Source organism: Ochrobactrum sp. XJ1 (assembly GCF_024701725.1).
Taxonomy (GTDB): Bacteria; Pseudomonadota; Alphaproteobacteria; order Rhizobiales; family Rhizobiaceae; genus Brucella; species Brucella anthropi.
In genome coordinates, this window is record NZ_VDGD01000005.1 from 344574 (window position 1) to 363899 (window position 19326).

Genomic DNA, 19326 nt, shown 5'->3' on the forward strand with positions numbered 1-19326 from the left:
GGACGGCCATCATGAACCGAAAAGAGATATTAGACGGGCTCCGCCAGAGCCCGAAGGTGGACGTTTGTGTCGTCGGCGGTGGCATTAACGGGCTCAGCGTTTTCCGTGAGCTTGCGCTGCAGGGCGTGAACGTGCTGCTGGTTGAGCAGTCCGATTATTGTTCGGGCGCCAGCGCTGCGCTTTCACGTATGGTTCACGGTGGTTTGCGTTATCTGGAGAATGGCGAGTTCAGCCTCGTGAAGGAATCCCTTGTCGAGCGTGACAGATTGCTGCGCAATGCTCCCCACTATGTCGCGCCGCTACCGACAACCGTTCCGATCTTCGACATTTTCTCGGGGTTAGGAAATGGGATTGTACGTTTTCTGGGGCTTACGCGCCGTCCGAGCCGGCGTGGTGCAATCGCCATCAAAGCAGGATTAGGTATCTACGATTTTCTGACGCGCAAACGAGCGCTTATGCCAAAACACCGTTTTCGCAGTCGCAAAACGACACTTGCAAAATGGCCTTCGCTCAATCCCGCGATCCGCAGTTCCGCTACCTACTTCGATGCTTGGGTCAGCCATCCAGAGCGGATTGGGGTCGAGCTTCTGCGCGACGGCCTTTCAGCTGGACCGAATGCCAAGGCGCTGAACTATGCGGCAATTTGTGAAAGTGGCGGTGGTGATTTTCAGTTATTCGACGGTATTTCCAGCGAAACACTCTCTATCCAGCCGCGGCTGGTCATCAACGCGACGGGTGGCTGGATCGATATCGCGAATGGCACACTGTTTCCGAAAGAGGCACAACCTGCCCCGCTGATGGGGGTCACCAAAGGCTCGCATCTCATTGTCGATAATCCCGCTCTCAGTGACAGTCTTGATGGGCACATGATCTATTACGAGAACGAGGACGGACGCATCTGCATCCTGTTTCCCTATCTCGGCAAAGTTCTCGTCGGCTCGACGGATATCCGCGTCGACGATCCCGGCACCGTGCGCTGCGAGGCAGACGAACGGGACTACATTTTGCAATCGCTCGCTTTCGTGCTGCCAGAGATCAAAATACGTCCTGAGGAGATTGTCTTCCAGTTCGCAGGCGTGCGCCCGCTGCCAGCCAGCAACGACAGTTTTACGGGCCGTATCCCACGCGACCATTTCTGCACGGTGCTTGAAGGGCAGGATAACCGTCCTCCCGTACTCTGCATGATTGGCGGAAAATGGACAACTTTTCGCTCCTTTGGCGAAATGGCTGCTGACATGGCGTTGAAGCGGCTGGGGTTGTCGCGACGGATCGACACGACGGAACGTGCCATAGGCGGTGGACGCGCATTCCCGAAAGATCGTGCAATCTGGATCGAAAAATTGACTACCGCCACCAGACTTCCCGCAGACCGCGTTGAAATACTTTTCAAGCGCTACGGTACGGGTGCCACCGAAATCGCCCACTTTATCGCGGAGGGGTCGGATTATGCCTTGCCCAATGCCGCCTACAGCAGGCGGGAGCTTTCATATCTTATCCGTACCGAAGCGATCGAGCATCTCGATGACTTGCTTTTGCGGCGCACGACATTGGCGATTTCCGGCGAACTGTCTCTCGCCATGACCGAGGCCGTGCTTGATTTGCTGGCGACGGAGAAAAACTGGTCGCCAAAGTACCGCGACGCAGAGTTGATGCGATTTCTAACCCTCATGCGCGAGCGCCACGGCGTCGCCGCAGAAACCCTTTCCGCAAGGAACGAACAAAGGAGTGAATTATGCGAGAAAACCGCAAAGTCCGGATGAACCGGCTGTTCGGCAACGGTCGCTGTCTGGATGTGGCTGTCGACCACGGCGTGTGCAATGAGCCCTCTTTTCTCGACGGCTTGGAGAATATGCCAGCTGTCATCAAGGCATTGATCGACGCAAAGCCTGATGCCATCCAGATGAACTATGGTCAGGCCGATCTGCTGCAGGATGTTCCCGGCAAGGATAAACCGGCTCTGGTTATGCGTCTCGATATGGGCAATCCCTATAACCGCATTCGCCATCGCGACATGTGGGCTGTGCTGCAGAACGAGGCCGATCCGCTGATCGGAGCGTTGCAGATGGATGCGGCCTGCGTGGTGGTGAACCTCTTCATGCTGCCGGACGAGCCAGACCTCTTTCGTCAATGCGTGCAGAACATTTCCCGCGTCCGGGCAGATTGCGAAAAATACGGTATGCCGCTGATGATCGAACCGCTCGTCATGCAGCCAGTCACAGAGCGCGGCGGCTACATGGTCGATGGTGACGCCGACAAGATCGTGACGCTTACGCGGCTTGCCCGCGAAATGGGAGCTGACATCATCAAGGCAGATCCGACAACAAATGCAGAGGATTTCCATCGTGTCGTAGAGACGGCGCGCTGTCCGGTGCTGGTGCGTGGCGGCGGTAAGGAAGATCTCTCCGCAGTGTTTGCAAAATCTGCAGCCTTGATGCAGCAAGGTGCAATGGGCATGGTCTATGGACGCAACATATATCAGCATGCCAATCCAAGCGCCGTGGTGCGTGGGTTGATGGCGATTATTCATAAGAATGCGAGTGGCGAGGAGGCCTACTCGCTTTATCAGCAGGGCTGAGTTACTGGATTAGTTGGACCTTGGGAGGGGTTCTTCATGCAAAAATATCTGTTGGGGCTCGATGCGGGCAACACTGTCATCAAGGCGGTGGTTTTTGATCTTTCGGGACGGGAGCTCGCCCATGCAGGTGAAGAAGGACATAGCCGCATGCCACATCCCGGTCACGTCGAGCGTGACCTTGGCGAGCTCTGGTCCAATGCCAAGCGGGTTATTCGGGCTTGCCTTGATAAGGCGAGGATAACGGCGAGTGATATTGCCGCTATCGGCTGTGCCGGACACGGCAACGGGCTCTACGCGCTCGACCGGGAGGGAGATCCGCTCATAGGTATCCAGTCGCTCGACACCCGCGCGACCGGTCTCGTTGAAGAGTGGACGGCAAAAGGGGTGGGCGCAAAGACCTATCCGATAGCACGCCAGCGTCCATGGCCCTCCCAAACCCCGACGCTGCTTGCCTGGCTGAAGCGCTACCAGCCTGAACTGTTTGACCAGATAGGCACGGTATTTTTCTCCAAGGACTTCGTGGTCAATCGCTTGACGGGCAAACGTTTCAGCGAAGTTTCCGACATGTCGGGGGCGGGCTTGCTCGATCTTGCAACGCGCCGTTACGACAGTGCTTTGATGGAAGCTTACGGTTTGGGCGACTGTATGGATATCCTGCCACCGCTCATCGAAAGCGACAATATTGCAGGCAATGTAACTGAGGCTGTGGCGCGGGAGACCGGGCTTGCGGCGGGTACACCTGTTGTTGGAGGTCTCTTCGATGTCGTAGCTTCGGCGCTAGGTTCTGGTGTCTCACGCACAGGAAGTGCATCGATCATTGCGGGTACGTGGAGCATCAACCAGATTATTGTCGACGGCCCAGATCTCAAGGGGCCGGTCTTCATGACCTCTACTTTTGATCGCAGCCGTTACATGGCTATGGAAAACAGCGCTACCTCTGCGGCGAATCTTGAATGGCTGGTGCGGGAATTTTTTGAAGGAGACCATCATGCTGATGTCTCGCCATTTGATGTTTGTTGCAGTCTCGCCGCAGCCATCGAACCTGCAAGTGATGATCCGCTTTACCACCCTTATCTCTACGGAGCGCAACAGGACGGCCACGCCCGCGCAGGGTTTTACGGTATTGCGGGCTGGCATACGAAGGGGCATCTGATACGCGCTTTGCTTGAAGGCGTTGCCTTCGGTCATCGCCAGCATGTGGAAACCATCCGAAAAGCAGGCGCGACCTTCGAGGAGGCTGTGCTTTCCGGTGGCGGCTCACGCAGCCGTTTATGGCCCCAGATATTTGCCGATGTACTCGGCGTGCCAGTTTCTGTTGCCGTCTCACGAGAAACAGGCGCACTTGGCGCAGCCATTGCGGCGGGGACCGGTGTTGGGCTGTTCTTCGATTTCGCAGAAGGTGCCAATGCCATGGTGCGCACCGATCGGCATTACAAGCCGAACGCCGCGCTGGATGGACACTATAATCGCCGTTACGCGCTTTATGGAGACATCACAGCTGCAATGACGCCTCTATGGCGCCAGATACAGGCTAAACCGGTACAAAGCGTCCAGTTAGCGGAGACTGTTTAGTCAATCGTGAGTCAGGTGGGAATTGCCCAAGCTGCTTTACCCACCTCTTGGCTCGCCGAAACTGGTATAAATATCCGCTCTCGTCTGCGGCACAGCGGAAATGCCGCGTTTGCGTTTTGAAGCCACGGTCTGGTTAATCTGGACGGTGCCTCTCTCAAATGCCAGTGAACATCCCGCAAGATAGAGCAACCAGAGACGCGCTTTTGGATAACCGATTTCGGCAACGGCCTTGTCGAAATTGGAATAAAGTCGTTCGCACCATAACCGGCAGGTGCGGCCATAATGTTCGCGCAGATTTTCGACGTCGTGGACTTCGAACCCGCGCCCTTCGAGGTTTTCTACCGTCATCCCAAGATGATCGAGTTCCCCACCGGGGAAAATATACTTCACAAGCGCCTTATGTTCTGCACTTTTGCGTTTGAAGGATTTCTTGTCCTTCTTCATGCGCCGTGTGATTGCGTGGTGCATGTAAAGCCCACCGGGGCGCAGAAGCCGGTTCACGGCACTGAAATAGCTGTCGTAATTGGCGATACCAACATGCTCGAACATTCCAACAGACGAAATTTTGTCGAACTGCCCGTCAAGCTCTGCATAGGATTTGACGTGGATGGTGATCCTGTCTTCGAGACCTGCCTGCTTGATCCTCTCTCGGGCAAGTGCCGTTTGTGCCTCCGACAATGAAACGCCGGTTCCGATGACGCCAAAGTTTTGCACTGCATAGATCAGGAGGGCACCCCAACCGCAACCGATATCCAGAAGACGGTCACCTGGTTTCAATCGTAGTTTTCGGCAGATGAGTTCCAGCTTGTCCTTCTGGGCCTGATCGATATCATTGGCCCAGTCCGTGAAGTAGCCGCATGTGTAAACCATTCGCTCATCGAGGAATAAGCGATAGAACTCGTTGGACACATCGTAATGATGGGTAATTGCCTCCTTGCTCGACCCACTGACGAAAGGCTCCTTACCGTCAAGAACCTCGCGCGCATCGGTTTTGCCAGCGAGCAGAAGAGCCGGAAGATCCTTGAGTAGTTGCCATTTTGGCAGCTCTTTCAGCCTGTTCTTCACACTTCCATCGGTTTTGGCATTTGCGAGGTCGAAGATCGTACCATTGCTGATATCCACACGACCCGATGTCCAGATATCGATCAGAGAATCATAGTTGGGCTTGAGGAGAAGCTGTCGAACGATTGTCGGATCGTTGATTACCAATGATGGGCCATCGAATGCACCGATGCGCGTGCCGTCCCATAACTCCACGTTGAACTGTGGGCGCAGTGTTTCAACAACTGTCCGAATAATGCGAACGGACCTGGTTTCAACCGTCATGCCATGCCTCTCTATTGAGGTTTCAGAAGATAATCTTCCCGCGCTGACCCTAACCGAAGGCATCTGCGATTGCAGTCATAAAATCGTGACAGTTACTGCTATGCCTTCAACAGGAACAGCACCTGATATGCAGGATTGCTTGCGCGTTGCGTTTCGGTCAAAACAACGCCGTTGATTTACGATTCAGGAAAAGGAGCAGCCGATGGGTAAACGTTCGAATACAATTCGATGGCTTGTAATATTCTCGGCCATATCTTGTATTCTGAGTTTTCCAGCGGACTTGCACGCGCAACAGGCACCAGGTGCTGAGGTGTCGGCAGGGACTGAAGAGACATCGCATCATTCTGCACCGGCAACCGACACCTTTGGTCAGACCCAGTTCGTTCTGAGTGGCGATCCCGTTGTCCCCCCGCGCGATTATGCCAAAGGGCTGGAGATACCAAATCCTGATGAGTATGATCCTATCGAGTCCGGCACGATTTTTGACATCGTTTATTTGGGCGTCGCCGATGGCAGAATGTGTTTCGAGATTCGCGGTTATACCGCGACTGATCTGCAAAACCCGGATACGGGACAAACAGTCGATTTTCCGGTCGAGCAACAATCTATCGAAATCAGGAATATCCGGATTGACGTGGAGGCTGCCGAGTCGGGAAGCCTGATTTACAAGGCAAACAGGTTTTCTGAAACTTCAGGAAATTAGTTCTCTGATGTATCCCAACCTGGGTAGACGCCCGAACGTAAGTTGCCCCAGGTCGGATCAATGTCGTGATACTCGTGATAAAGTCTGATAATGATGGCAGTCACAAGGAAAACTGCGCATAAAGCCAGTATGATTTTAAAGAATAAGTCCGGCTTCAAGCTCTGCCTCGCCCATTGCTAAATGTAGCCCTCAGCGTTTTATATCCGTGCAGATCAATGTTTTCCGTTAACGGGTGCTGTCGAACGAAAATTTCGTTCAATGCGGCATTGTTGAGAAGTGCCTGCTATATTGAATTGTGAAACGATAGAAACAGCGGGTAACAGCTTGCGATTCGACGAGCCGAAATTTTTGCGCATTGAACCACGTGAAGAGGCAAACGGCATGGAATTTCCCCGTGATATTGAAGATGCGGCCAGAAATTTGTGGCTCGAAGTCTCAGAAGCGAACGAAAAAGTTGCACCCATCGATATAATCGCACTTGCTATCCTGAGGGAGAGGCAGCGATGTGCGACAATTGCGCTTTGCGTATTTGATGATGAAGAATGGTCGGATGAATACCGCATGGCAGGTGGATTGGCTGCGGATGCAATACTTGCAGGCAATAGCAATATTTCAGATTAAGCGGTGGCATCGCACGTGAAGCCTGTCGCATAAAGAAACGGAATGAAATGGTATTCGAACGTTTAGGGGCAGGGATTGCTGGCCTGCTGTCAATGACTTTGGTTGGATGCACGACATCGCCGCAGAATTATGCGTCTTCGCTTTCAATTCAGGATCCCAAATGGCAGTCGCCACAGTGCGAAGAAATTCGTGCGGAGGCCGCGAATTATGAGGCGAGAGAAAAGAAGGTTTCCGACCTGGCTCCCGGACTTCTCATCGGCCCGTATGGGCTGGGTATAGCGGCGGCAATAAAGGAGAATGACGAGAAGCGGCGAAAAGTGTTCGTTCGCGAGATGCACCTGCGCTGCTCAAGTTTGCCTCTTCCGAGAGAGCTCGAAAATACACAAAACGAAACGAACCAATCAAAACCAGCTGATACATTTCGATAGTTTGCGTACTTCTTCACATAATTCCGATCCGCAATAGCGACGTCAACAGCGAGTTAATGACGATGCCCGAATTTGTACCTGTCATCGCGTTGCATGGCGGCGCTGGAACCATTCTTAAAGCCAATATGACGCCAGAGAAGGAAGCAGCCTATCATGCCGGCCTGCGGGAATGCCTGCAGGCTGGACTGGATGTTTTGCGTAAAGGTGGCAAAGCACTCGATGCCGTGACGGCATCTGTGATTGCCTTGGAAGAAAATCCGCTTTTCAACGCCGGGCGTGGAGCCGTTTTCACGACGGATGAAACGCATGAGATGGATGCGGCCATCATGGATGGTGCAACGCGGGCATGCGGTGCCATCTCCGGAATTTGCGGGCCACGCAATCCTGTTCTGGCGGCACGTGCAGTCATGGAGCAGACCGAACACGTATTTTTCGCAGGCGAAGGGGCAAAGCGTTTTTGCGAAGCTGCCGGTCTGGAAATGATGGTGCCGGAATGGTTCTCGACGGAACAGCGTCGCAAGGCCTTGCACGACGAAATGGCACGTCGTCGCAGTGGTGTCGCCGACGATGGCGATCCTGCCCGCAAACATGGCACTGTCGGAGCAGTTGCACTGGATCGTTTCGGTCATCTGGCGGCAGCCACATCCACGGGCGGCATGACCGCCAAGACACCGGGACGCGTTGGCGACAGCCCGGTCATCGGTGCTGGAACCTGGGCGGATGACGAGACGGTAGCGCTTTCCGCCACAGGTCACGGAGAATATTTCATTCGCTGGGCGGTGGGTCACGAAGTGGATGCACGGATGCGCTGGGCAGGGCAATCGCTCAATGAAGCGGCTGGCGCGGTTGTCCGCGAGCTGGGTGAAATCGGTGGCTCTGGCGGTCTTGTTGCGGTGGATCGCAAAGGCAATGTCAGCCTGCCGTTCAACAGCCCAGGCATGTATCGTGCATGGTGCGGTTTGGACGGGGAGATAAATACGGGTATATATAGATAGGGTCGAAGCGCTTGCCTGTTTTTAACAGGGCTTGTTCAACAAGCGTCAGCTTTTCTATTCCATATTGGAATGGCAAGTCTAAAATTGCATTGGCCAAAGCCTAAATTTGCTGCCTATAAATTTCAAATAATAAAATTGACGGTCAAGGGAGATTACTCCTCGGCTTTTCTTCAAGCTCTTGAAAAAGCAAGAAGATTGGCTTCGGGTAACGATGGCTGGTGCGCCTTTCAAACGAGCGCGAAAATGGGGAAATGAATGACGGAAGCCAAGCGCGTTCTGGAGGGGAAGATTTACCCTTCTGACGAAAAGGCGCAGCTATTCAACAATATGGAGCCGCAAAGCAGTGCCAGTGGAGCGGCAAGTCTTGCGCAACCAGTGCAGGAATTTCGCTTGCCGGTCAGCGACCTGCATGAACTTTCCGTTTTGGAATATGGTAATCCAAAAGGGATCCCAGCTGTCTTTCTACATGGCGGTCCCGGTGCGGGTGTCTCGGCCAAGCAGATTGCCAGTTTCGATCTCAACACTTATCGTGTCATTACCTTCGATCAACGCGGTGCGGGCCGTTCCACCCCTATCGCGGAAATTGTTGAAAACACCACACAGCATCTGATCGCGGACATGGACACCCTGCGCAAAAAACTGGGTATCAAGCGCTGGCTTGTGGCCGGAGGCTCTTGGGGATCATGTCTTTCGCTTGCCTATGGAATAGCGCATCCGCAGCACTGTCTCGGGTTTCGGCTGCACGGAATATTTCTGTGCGGGCAGGAGGATGTTGACTGGTGGTTCCATGGCTGCCGTGCCATTTTCCCGGATCACTGGCAGGAATTCGCCGAATTCGTACAGGAAAGTGAGCGCGCCGACCTGCTCGCCGCCTACTATACGCGGCTAACGTCTGGGGATCCGGTACAAGAACAGACGGCGGCCCAGAGCCTGCGCGGATTTTCGGCGCGCACGCAGACCTTCGAACCGGACACGAACCACGTCTCCGAACTTCTGAAGCCGGAAGCGGCCTTGGCCGTATCACGCATTTTTACCCACTATTGCATCAACCGCGCTTTCTTGCCGGAGAATTATCTCATCGGGAGTATTGATCGTATTCGTCACCTGCCAGCCGAAATCGTGCAGGCGCGATACGATACGGTGACGCCGATGATGACGGCCTGGAAACTCAAGGAAGCCTGGCCGGAGGCCGGATTCACCATCGTCACACTTGCCAATCACCAGTCGACAATCGGCCCGATGGCTGATGCGCTAGCAGCTGCATCTGCCCGGCTGGCGCGGCAGTTGGTGTAATCCAATTCATCAATGCTTGGAATTGAGGACAATTCGATGTTCGATACAAGGACCGCCGATACATCGCTTTCGATGACGTACTACGTCGATATCTGCAAGGCGGTGAAGCCCGCCGTGTCGCCGGACGGTGAACTTCTGGTCTATCTCAGCGATGAAAGCGGTACGGCACAGGTTTGGGCGCGCTCGCTTGCAGGTGGCAAGCCACGCCAACTCACCAATCTGCCGGAACCGGTCGGCAATCTTGCCTTCAATCCCAAGAACCGTGATCTGCTGATCACCACAGACTGGGGTGGCGACGAACGTCACCAGCTGTGGCTGATCGAAGACGCCGAAGGTGAGCCGCGCCTCCTCACCACCGATACTACGGTGGTGCACGCCTGGGGCTGCTGGTCGCCGGATGGCACCCGGATCGCCTATAGCGCTAATTATCGCGACCGTTCGCACATGGATATTCATGTGATGACCGTTGCGACGGGCGAGACGAAATGCGTCTACGAGGGTATCGGCTGGCGCAGCCCGGCAGCTTTTGCGCCCGATGGCAAGTCGCTTCTGGTCAATGATTGCCAGCGTGCCATGACGGATCAGGACTTCTGCCGCCTCGATCTCGAAACAGGCGCCTATGAAAATATTCTGCCGCATGAAGGCCGGGCGCACTATCAGGCGCCGAAATTCTTCAAGGATGGCTCCGGTATTCTGTTGATTGCCGATCAGGAACGCGAATATCTCTCGGTCATGGTCAAGCCGCATGACGCGGCATGGCTGACCGAACTCGCCGCTTTTGAAGGGCAGGATGTTGAAGCGCTCGCAATCTCACCTGATCAGAACAGGATAGCACTCGTCCTGAACCGTCAGGGCTGGAATGATCTGGTTCTGATCGGTCGCGACGGAGCGGTGCTGAAACAGCTAGAGATGCCGGTTGTTGGGGTCGTTGCTTCGATTGCATGGACGCCCGATGGCATGTCGTTGATCATGCCTGTGGAAGGTGCTGCGACGTCGGGCGATATCTGGCGCTGCGATGTTGAAAGCGGTGTTTTTACACGCCTGACAGATGCGCCGAAAGCCAAGGTGAAATTACCGGCCTTTCTGGAACCAACGGTAACGAGCGTTGCAAGTTTCGACGGTCTGGACGTTCCGTATTTCGTCTACAAGCCGGAGCGTGCACCGGGTCGTGATGGTTATCCAGTTATGATCATTGTGCATGGCGGTCCTGAAGCCCAGTGGAGGCCGGATTTCCGGGCGGACATCCAGTACATGCTGGCACGGGGCATCATGGTCATCGCGCCGAATATTCGCGGCAGCACCGGTTATGGCCGCGACTACCAGCATCTCGACGACCGTGAACTACGCATGGACAGCGTCGCCGATCTCAAAGCGGTGCGCATGGCGGTCGCAGCACGTAGTGACGTAGATGAAAGTCGTATTGGCGTGTTTGGCCGGTCTTATGGTGGATTCATGGTCCTCTCGGCCATGACGGAATATCCCGACCTGTGGAAGCTTGGTGTCGAATATTACGGGATCGCCAATTTTCTCACTCTGCTGCAGACAACGGGACCGTGGCGCAAGGAACTGCGCGCCATCGAATATGGTGATGTCGAAACCATGCGGGATGAGCTGGAGCGGTTCTCGCCCATCAATCGCATAGGCAATATCGCCGCGCCATTGATGATCGCGCATGGTCTGGAAGACCCGCGTGTCACGCCGTGCGAAAGCGAGATGGTTTATTCGTGCCTGCGCGGCCTCGGCAAACCGATCGAATATCTGCGTGTACCGCATGAGGGCCATGGCTTCGCGCGTATCGAAAATCGGCGCCGCGTGTTTGGCGCGCTGGCCCGTTTCATTGACGAGAATCTTTAAGACATTGTTGGGAGAGAACACCGTGAAGAATGGTGAAGATATCTGGGATCTGGTGGACGCGAAGAAGGCTGATTTTGAAGCCTTGAGTGACCGCGTCTGGGGCATGCCGGAGATCGCTTATACCGAATATAAGTCCTGTGCCGAGCATACTGCAATGTTGAAGGAACAGGGGTTCCGTATTGCCGAGAACGTAGCGGGCATTCCCACCGCCGTGATGGGTGAAGCCGGGGATGGTGGACCGGTCATCGCAATCTTGGGTGAATACGATGCCCTTCCGGGCCTCAGCCAAGAAGCGGGTATTGCGGAACCCCGTCCGATCCCTGGCACGGGACATGGCCATGGTTGCGGCCACAATCTTCTGGGTTCCGCCGCCATTTTGGCTGCGACGGCGGTTAAGGACTGGCTGGAACAGACCGGCAAGAAGGGACGTGTACGCTATTACGGTTGCCCGGCGGAAGAAGGTGGGGCGGCGAAGTCGTTCATGGCGCGTGCTGGCGCTTTCGATGATGTCGACATTGCCATCTGCTGGCATCCGGCTTCGTTCACCCAGGTAGACGACGCGCAGTCGCTCGCCAATACGCGCATGGATTTCGAGTTTACCGGACGGGCCTCCCACGCCGCCGCGGCACCGCATCTGGGGCGCTCGGCTCTGGATGCGGTGGAGCTGATGAGCGTCGGTTGCAATTATTTACGTGAACACATCCCTTCTGATTGCCGTCTTCACTATGCCTATCTCAATGCGGGCGGTATCGCGCCGAATGTCGTTCAAGCCAAAGCCAAGGTGCGCTACGCCATCCGGGCAACCGATCTTCCGGGTATGTTCGCTCTCAACGACCGGGTGAAGAAGGTTGCAGAAGGCGCTGCGATGATGACGGAAACGACCGTCAACATCTCCATTATGAGCGCGGTGTCGAACTTGCTCGGTAATACGCCGCTGGAAATCGCGATGCATTCGAACATGGAACGTCTGGGCGGTGTGCCGTTTGACGATGTGGACCGTGCCTTCGCAGCCGAGATTCAGGCAACGCTTTCGAAGGAAGACATTGAAACCGATTACTTGCGCGTCGGCCAGCCGCTGGCAGCAAATGAACCTCTTTGCGACTACGTCTTGCCACGTGAACAGAAGGGCGTGCCGATGATCGGCTCCACCGATCTGGGCGATGTAAGCTGGGTCGTCCCGACCGTTCAGGCGCGCGTGGCAACACATGCGATCGGCTCGCCCGGTCATTCGTGGCAGATCACGGCACAAGGCAAGATGCCAGCCGCGCATAAGGGCATGGTCTACGCCGCCAAGGTGATGGCGGGCACTGCGCTTGATGTTCTTCAGAACGAGAAAACCCTGAACGACGCCAAGGCTGATCACAAGGCTCGTACGGCAACGACGCCCTATACCTGCCCGATCCCGTCAGACGTCAATCCGCCGCTCCAACCGCGTCCAGCAGACTGACTGGCTGAATAATTGCATTTCGTGCCGCGCGGACTCGCGCGGCACCTTTCGAAAATGCTCAACCATAAAAGGGGATAATAATGCAAAAACAAAAGACAACCATCTTGCGCCGTACCACAGCACTCGCACTTGTCGCCGGTATGAGTGCTGCGACGTTCCCTGCTGGGGCCGCGTCGCCACCGAACGCGCTTGTCATGGCGTGGAACATCGACGCTATCAGCACTTTTGACCCAGCACAGATCGGTGAGGCGGCTACCAACGAGATCATCCAGAATATCTGCGACCCAATGGTTGATTTCGATCCGGCTGACGAGACCAAGATCATGCCGCAACTCGCCAAAAGCTGGGACGTCTCGCAGGACGGTCTGCAGATCACGTTCCACATGCGCGATGACCTGAAGTTTGACAATGGCGACAAGGCGACGGCGGGCGATATGGCATGGTCGCTCCAGCGCGCAGTCAAGCTCGGTTTCGGCAATGCTGCGACACTGACGGAGTACGGTTTCACCAAGGAGAATGTGGATCAGACCATCTCGGCGCCAGATGACAACACGGTCGTTTTCAAGCTGGACAAGCCTTATCCGGTCAATCTCATTCTGGCGGCGATCGCCGCCAACCGGGTTGCCAGCCTTCTTAATCAGAAGGTGTTGATGGAGAACCAGGTCGATAATGACATGGGCAACAAATATCTGGCCACTCGGTCGGAATGCGTCGGCCCCTACAAGCTGGTGCGGTGGAACCCCGCCGAAGTGGTTATCCTTCAGGCGACCGACAATTACTGGGGAGAAGCACCGAAGCTTAAACAGGTGCTGATCCGCCATGTTTCAGAAGCGGGAACTCAACGGCTTCTGCTTGAAAAAGGTGACATAGACATTGCTCGAGATCTGACGCCGGAGGACCTGCGCGATCTCGAAGCCCAGCAAAAGGTGACCGCTTCACGCTCGCTAAAGCCTTCGCTGTTCTATTGGAATTTCAACAATGCCGATTCGATCTTCGCCAATGAAAAGGTGCGCCTCGCGATGCGCTATCTCATTGATTACGAGGGCCTCGGCAAGACGGTCATCAACAATGTCGGCGTGCCGCGTGCGAGCTTCGTGCAGCTAGGTGCTTTCGGTGCACTGGATGAGAAGGAAGGGCAGCCCTTCAAACTCGATGTGGAAAAGGCTCGTGAACTACTGAAGGAAGCCGGTTACGAGAAGGGCTTCGAGACGACGATGTTTATCAGTACTGCGCCTTATGCGGCTCCGATTGCCCAGAGCATTCAGGATGCCGCCACCAAGGTCGGCGTGAAGATCAAGATCGAACGCATGGCCAACGCGCAATTGTTCAGCCGCATTCGCGGTCGGGAGTTCCAGACGTCGCTGATGGGCTGGCAGACCACCGTTCCGGACGCGCATGGCAATGCTTCGCGTCAGATTTTCAATCCTGATAACCGGGCTGAGGCCAAGCAGACCATGTATCCGAGCTGGCGCGCGAGCTACTTCAACGAAGCCGTAAACAAGGAAGTCGACACGGCTTTGTTCGAGAAGGACGAGGCCAAACGCAAACAGATGTATATCGATCTGCAGAAGGAGATGATGGAGAAGGGGCCGCACGCCTTCATTTTCCAGATCTATAATGTCGCTGGCGTTAACAAGGCTATGAAGAACTGGAGCTGGAACGGCTTCCGCGTCTACTACGATCTGGCCGCGAAATAGCGAGAATAGCGTTCCCGGTGGCTTCCTCGTAGTCGCCGGGCGTTCTTCGCTTCGATGGATGACCGTGTGACCGCTTGTGGCTCGCAGTGCGATCCTGGCCCGGCATCCCGTTTTTCTCTTTTGGGAATTTGCAGATGACGACGCACGAAATCATGGAAGACGTGGAGGAGGCGGACCGCGACAGGGAAGCCGGTCCGGTGCTTCAGTTTCTCGCCGCCACAGTGCGCCTGATCATTTCAGTGGCGATTACGCTTCTGGGACTGGTCACACTGACCTTTTTCATCAGCCGCCTTTTGCCGCTCGATCCGGTTATTGCCATGCTGGGGGACAATGTTTCCCAAGAAGCCTATGACACGATGTATCGTAAGTTGGGTCTCGACCAGCCGTTGATCGTGCAATACGGCCTATACCTCAAGAATGCGCTTATGTTTGATTTTGGCAACGCGCTGACTTCCGGTCGTCCGGTACTGGAAGATATTGCACGCGTCTTCCCCGCCACCATCGAACTGGCGACCGTGGCCATCGCCATCGGTACCACGCTTGGTATTCCGCTTGGTGTTTTCTCGGCCATGTATCGCAATTCGCCGCTGGACCATGCTGTGCGTATGGTCAGTTTGCTTGGTTATTCTACGCCGAACTTCTGGCTCGGTTTGATGGCGCTGCTGATCTTCTACGCCACGTTGGGTTGGATCGGTGGGCCGGGGCGGATCGACTTCATCTACGAATATTCCGTCGAACCGACGACCGGATTCTTGCTTCTCGACAGCGCAATGCAGGGGCAGTGGGATGCTTTTTGGAACGCTGTAAGCCATATCATCATGCCGGCCCTGATCCTCGCTTTTGGTTCTATGGCTTATATCAGCCGCATGACGCGTGGCTTCATGATCGAGCAGCTCAATCAGGAATATATTATCACTGCGCGCGTCAAGGGGCTGTCCTGGGCGCGCACCGTTTGGGGTCATGCATTCCGCAATGTTGCGGTTCAGGTCGTGACGGTCGTGGCGCTATCCTATGCCTTTCTGCTGGAAGGCGCTGTGCTGACTGAAACGGTGTTCGCATGGCCGGGTTTTGGGCGCTACCTCACCAATGCGCTTCTGGCTGGTGACATGAACGCGGTGGTCGGCTGCACGCTGATTGTTGGCATCCTGTTCGTCGGTATCAACCTGATCAGCGATCTTCTGTATCGCGTTTTTGATCCTCGCACACGATAGGACACTGCCGATGAACACCCACACCAGCACATCGTCGGCCCAAACTTCCAATTCTCTGCGGGGTTGGCTGACTGCCCCCGTGCCTACTTCCGCTTTTCAGGCCAATATCCAGCAGTTACGCCGTTCCTGGTTCAAGCTGATGGCCAATACGTCCGCCGTGTTCGGTCTGGCCGTAATCGTACTTTTGGTACTGGTAGCTATTTTTGCGCCTCTAATCGCCACGCACGACATTGGTGCCAACAATCTCGCTAACCGGCTTCAACCACCGTCATGGGGGCATTTCTTTGGTACGGACGAACTGGGGCGCGATATTTTCAGCCGCCTTGTCTATGGCTCGCGCATCACGCTTTACATCGTGACGCTGACTGCTGTCATCGCTGCGCCTATTGGTCTCGTCGTTGGCACCACCGCAGGCTATATGGGCGGCTGGGTTGATACGGCACTGATGCGTATTGTCGATATCTTTCTTGCTTTTCCTAGTCTCGTGCTCGCGCTGTCCTTTGCTGCAGCGCTTGGGCCAGGCATCGAAAATGCCGTTATCGCCATTTCGCTCGCCGCATGGCCACCGATAGCCCGTCTTGCACGTGCCGAAACACTGACCATCCGCTCGTCTGACTATGTGGCCGTCATTCGTCTGCAGGGGGCTTCCACGATGCGGGTGATTACGAAACATGTCGTGCCGATGTGCATTCCGTCGGTGGTGATCCGCATTACGCTCAACATGTCTTCGATCATTCTGACGGCCGCCGGCCTTGGCTTTCTCGGTCTTGGCGCACAGCCGCCAAGCCCGGAATGGGGCGCGATGCTTTCCAGTGGTCGCGAATTCATGATGACTTCGTGGTGGCTTGCCGCTGTACCCGGCACTGCAATCTTGATCGCGAGCCTCGCCTTCAACTTGTTCGGCGACGGTTTGCGCGACGTTCTCGACCCCAGAAACGGATAAGATCAATGACAAAACCATTGCTTGAAGTTGACGATCTTTGGGTGTCGTTTCCCGGTGCCGATCACAACATCGATGTCGTTCGCGGCATCAGCTTTTCCATAGGGCGTGAAAAAGTCGGTATTGTAGGCGAATCCGGTTCCGGTAAGTCGATGACTGGGCGCTCGATCCTCAAGCTGACACCAAAGGCGGCACAAATCCGCGCCAAGAGCCTGCGTTTCGGCGAGATTGACCTGCTGTCAGCCAGCGAACGTCAGATGCGCGGTGTACGTGGCAACCGCATTTCGATGATCCTTCAGGACCCGAAATATTCGCTCAACCCGCTGATCCGTATCGGTGATCAGATCATGGAAGCCTATCGGCTACACCATCGGGTGAAATCGGCGGCGGCACGACAGAAGACAATTGCCATGCTGGAGGCCGTGCATATTCGCGATCCCGAGCGTGTCATGCGTCTGTTCCCGCATGAGATTTCCGGTGGCATGGGCCAGCGGGTGATGATCGCCATGATGCTGATCCCTGAACCGGACATGATTATTGCTGACGAACCGACCTCCGCGCTCGACGTGACTGTGCGGCGTCAGGTTTTGACTGTGCTCGATGAATTGGTCAGCCGTTCAGGTACTGGGTTGATGTTCATCAGCCATGACCTCAACCTGGTGGCGGACTTCTGCGACCGGGTACTGGTTATGTATGCGGGGCGCATCATGGAAGATCTGCCGGCCAAGGACCTACACAAGGCCCGCCATCCCTACACGCAGGCGCTTCTGGCAAGTCTTCCTCGGCTGGATCAGCCGGTCGATATGCTGAAGGTGCCCGAACGCGACAAAAGCTGGCTCACCGAGCCGACGCTGGTGGGAGAAAACTCATGACACATGCCGCCAACTCTCCATTTGTGGATGTTTCAGACCTTTCCATCAGCTTCGGCAAAGGGCGCAAGCGCGCCACTGTCGTCAGGAAGGTAAAGTTTCATATCGAGCGCGGCGAGGCTTATGGCCTGATCGGTGAATCCGGTTGTGGCAAGTCCACGATCCTGCGCGCTCTCGCAGGCCTCATCCCGCACCATCAAGGCAATTTCGTTTTTGATGAACAGAAGATGGGCGGCGAGCGCGACAAAGCGTTTTTCCGTCGTGTCCAGATGGTGTTTCAGGACCCTTATGCTTCGCTGCACCCGCGCAAGCAGGTGCACAAGGTGTTGGCAGAATCGCTTGCCATTCACGACATGGATCGCAAAGACGAGCGTATTCGTGACGTATTGCAGGCGGTCGGTCTCGGCCCAAGTTTCCTTTATCGCTATCCGCATGAATTGTCCGGTGGTCAGCGTCAGCGCGTCGCAATAGCGCGTGCGCTTATCATCGAACCGGATGTGCTGCTTCTCGATGAACCGACATCCGCGCTTGATGTTTCCGTGCAGGCGGAAATTCTCAATCTGCTCAAGGTACTGCGCCGCGAGCGCAATCTCACTTATCTCATGGTTTCGCATGACCTCGCCGTAGTGGCGCATATCTGCGAGCGTGTCGGGGTCATGCACAAGGGCATCATTCTGGAAGAACTGACGGCAGACGATCTTCGTCATTTGCGCGCCAAGGCTGAATATACGCAGGAATTCCTGCAGGCCAGCGTGGAAGCCGTCGCACATAATCAGGCTGGGGAAATACGGGTATGAACTATCATTCGGTGGCCAATCCTGGACAGGAATGGGAACGTTTGAAGAGTCCTGCTGCGGCGGGTTGGTCGGGAGCTGGACTTCGTGCTGTTGATGCTTGCGCGGACCAACAGGAAACCGATGCATTGATGGTCGTCCAAGGTAATAAGATCGTCCACACATATGGTGACATCACACACAAATATCTCTGCCATTCCATTCGCAAGAGCATCCTTGCTGCACTGATGGGGCAGGATGTGGCTGATGGCACCATCGACCTCAGTCTGACGCTGGAACAGCTAGGTATTGATGACAGTGAAGGCTTGAGCGAAGTCGAGAAGCAGGCGACGGTTTATGATCTCCTGACTGCGCGTTCCGGCGTCTATCATCCCGCGGGCTACGAGACGCCTTGGATGCGGATGATCAAGGAAAAGCGCCATTCCCATGCGCCAGGCACCTTCTGGTGTTACAACAACTGGGATTTCAATGCGCTCGGCACTATTTTCGCGCAGTTGACCGGCAAGACCGTACACCAGGCTTTCGATGAGCGTATCGCAAAACCGCTCGGGCTTGAAGATTTCAGACTGGATGGTGACAAGCCGGATGGCTGGCATGATCGCTTTACGGAAAGCCGGCATGCCGCCTACCCGTTCCGTCTGTCGACACGCGATCTGGCGCGCTTCGGCCAGCTTTATCTGCGCAATGGCCGCTGGAACGGTGTATCCGTTCTACCTGACGGGTGGGCGCAGGAATGTGTGATGCCTTACTCTCATGCTGGTGCACGTGGCGCTTATGGCTATATGTGGTGGCTGGAGCGAGACGGCGTGTTCTTCCCCGGTGTGGTGACACCGAAAGGCAGCTATGCAGGCTTCGGCGCTGGCGGCCATTTCTGCATCATATTGCCCGCGCTTGATATGGTGATCGTGCATCGCGTGGATACCGACATTGCTGGGCGCCAGCTCAATCGACACAAGTTCGGGCGTCTTTTGAAGCTCATTCTTGATGCTTTTCAGGGGTAA

Annotated in this window: 17 protein-coding genes; 16 read left to right on the forward strand and 1 reads right to left on the reverse strand. The window is 55.4% G+C overall.

All coding sequences use genetic code 11. The features are described from left to right. Positions 1 to 11 precede the first annotated feature (11 nt). The 3 genes from FG152_RS11340 to FG152_RS11350 are packed head-to-tail and all read left to right on the forward strand — an operon-like array spanning position 12 to position 4147. A complete protein-coding gene (locus tag FG152_RS11340) occupies positions 12 to 1760 on the forward strand; it encodes a glycerol-3-phosphate dehydrogenase/oxidase (RefSeq protein ID WP_010661041.1) in 1749 nt (582 codons plus the stop codon). After that, positions 1733 to 2575, forward strand: coding sequence for a class I fructose-bisphosphate aldolase (locus FG152_RS11345; protein ID WP_010661042.1), 843 nt, complete (start codon positions 1733 to 1735; stop codon positions 2573 to 2575). The genes FG152_RS11340 and FG152_RS11345 overlap by 28 nt, the downstream gene beginning before the upstream one ends. A gap of 36 nt (positions 2576 to 2611) precedes the next feature. Beyond that, positions 2612 to 4147 (forward strand): FGGY-family carbohydrate kinase, encoded by a 1536-nt coding sequence (locus tag FG152_RS11350; protein ID WP_010661043.1) that lies wholly within the window; start codon positions 2612 to 2614, stop codon positions 4145 to 4147. A gap of 36 nt (positions 4148 to 4183) precedes the next feature. On the opposite strand, the gene FG152_RS11355 is transcribed toward FG152_RS11350, so the two are convergent. Beyond that, positions 4184 to 5473: an SAM-dependent methyltransferase gene (locus FG152_RS11355; protein ID WP_010661044.1), complete on the reverse strand. Its 1290-nt coding sequence runs from the start codon at positions 5471 to 5473 to the stop codon at positions 4184 to 4186. Positions 5474 to 5675: 202 nt separating this feature from the next. On the opposite strand from FG152_RS11355, the gene FG152_RS11360 reads away from it, so the two are divergent. From FG152_RS11360 to FG152_RS11420, 13 genes are all read left to right on the forward strand, one after another. Further along, on the forward strand, positions 5676 to 6176 hold the full coding sequence (locus FG152_RS11360; RefSeq protein WP_010661045.1) for a hypothetical protein: 501 nt from the start codon (positions 5676 to 5678) through the stop codon (positions 6174 to 6176). 288 nt (positions 6177 to 6464) lie between these two features. After that, positions 6465 to 6797 (forward strand): hypothetical protein, encoded by a 333-nt coding sequence (locus FG152_RS11365; protein WP_010661046.1) that lies wholly within the window; start codon positions 6465 to 6467, stop codon positions 6795 to 6797. A 47-nt stretch (positions 6798 to 6844) separates the two neighbouring features. After that, positions 6845 to 7225, forward strand: a complete 381-nt coding sequence (locus FG152_RS11370) for a hypothetical protein (RefSeq protein ID WP_010661047.1) — start codon at positions 6845 to 6847, stop codon at positions 7223 to 7225. 62 nt (positions 7226 to 7287) lie between these two features. Beyond that, complete coding sequence (locus tag FG152_RS11375; protein WP_105529419.1) at positions 7288 to 8220, forward strand: isoaspartyl peptidase/L-asparaginase family protein; 933 nt, start codon at positions 7288 to 7290, stop codon at positions 8218 to 8220. Positions 8221 to 8475: 255 nt separating this feature from the next. After that, positions 8476 to 9513, forward strand: coding sequence for a prolyl aminopeptidase (gene pip, locus FG152_RS11380; RefSeq protein WP_010661717.1), 1038 nt, complete (start codon positions 8476 to 8478; stop codon positions 9511 to 9513). Positions 9514 to 9549: 36 nt separating this feature from the next. Continuing rightward, positions 9550 to 11367: a S9 family peptidase gene (locus tag FG152_RS11385; protein ID WP_151577130.1), complete on the forward strand. Its 1818-nt coding sequence runs from the start codon at positions 9550 to 9552 to the stop codon at positions 11365 to 11367. Positions 11368 to 11389: 22 nt separating this feature from the next. Then, positions 11390 to 12814: a M20 family metallopeptidase gene (locus FG152_RS11390; protein WP_010661719.1), complete on the forward strand. Its 1425-nt coding sequence runs from the start codon at positions 11390 to 11392 to the stop codon at positions 12812 to 12814. A gap of 80 nt (positions 12815 to 12894) precedes the next feature. Then, complete coding sequence (locus FG152_RS11395) at positions 12895 to 14511, forward strand: ABC transporter substrate-binding protein (RefSeq protein ID WP_010661720.1); 1617 nt, start codon at positions 12895 to 12897, stop codon at positions 14509 to 14511. A 134-nt stretch (positions 14512 to 14645) separates the two neighbouring features. Next, entirely contained in the window at positions 14646 to 15722 is a 1077-nt protein-coding gene (locus FG152_RS11400; RefSeq protein WP_010661721.1) for an ABC transporter permease, read from the forward strand. Positions 15723 to 15732: 10 nt separating this feature from the next. After that, on the forward strand, positions 15733 to 16665 hold the full coding sequence (gene nikC / locus FG152_RS11405; protein WP_010661722.1) for a nickel transporter permease: 933 nt from the start codon (positions 15733 to 15735) through the stop codon (positions 16663 to 16665). A 5-nt stretch (positions 16666 to 16670) separates the two neighbouring features. Next, positions 16671 to 17534 carry an ABC transporter ATP-binding protein gene (locus tag FG152_RS11410; protein WP_010661723.1) on the forward strand — a complete coding sequence of 288 codons (864 nt, stop codon included), beginning with the start codon at positions 16671 to 16673 and terminating at the stop codon, positions 17532 to 17534. Beyond that, positions 17531 to 18328 carry an ABC transporter ATP-binding protein gene (locus FG152_RS11415; protein WP_010661724.1) on the forward strand — a complete coding sequence of 266 codons (798 nt, stop codon included), beginning with the start codon at positions 17531 to 17533 and terminating at the stop codon, positions 18326 to 18328. Before FG152_RS11410 ends, FG152_RS11415 begins: the two co-directional genes overlap by 4 nt. After that, a complete protein-coding gene (locus tag FG152_RS11420; RefSeq protein WP_010661725.1) occupies positions 18325 to 19326 on the forward strand; it encodes a serine hydrolase domain-containing protein in 1002 nt (333 codons plus the stop codon). Before FG152_RS11415 ends, FG152_RS11420 begins: the two co-directional genes overlap by 4 nt.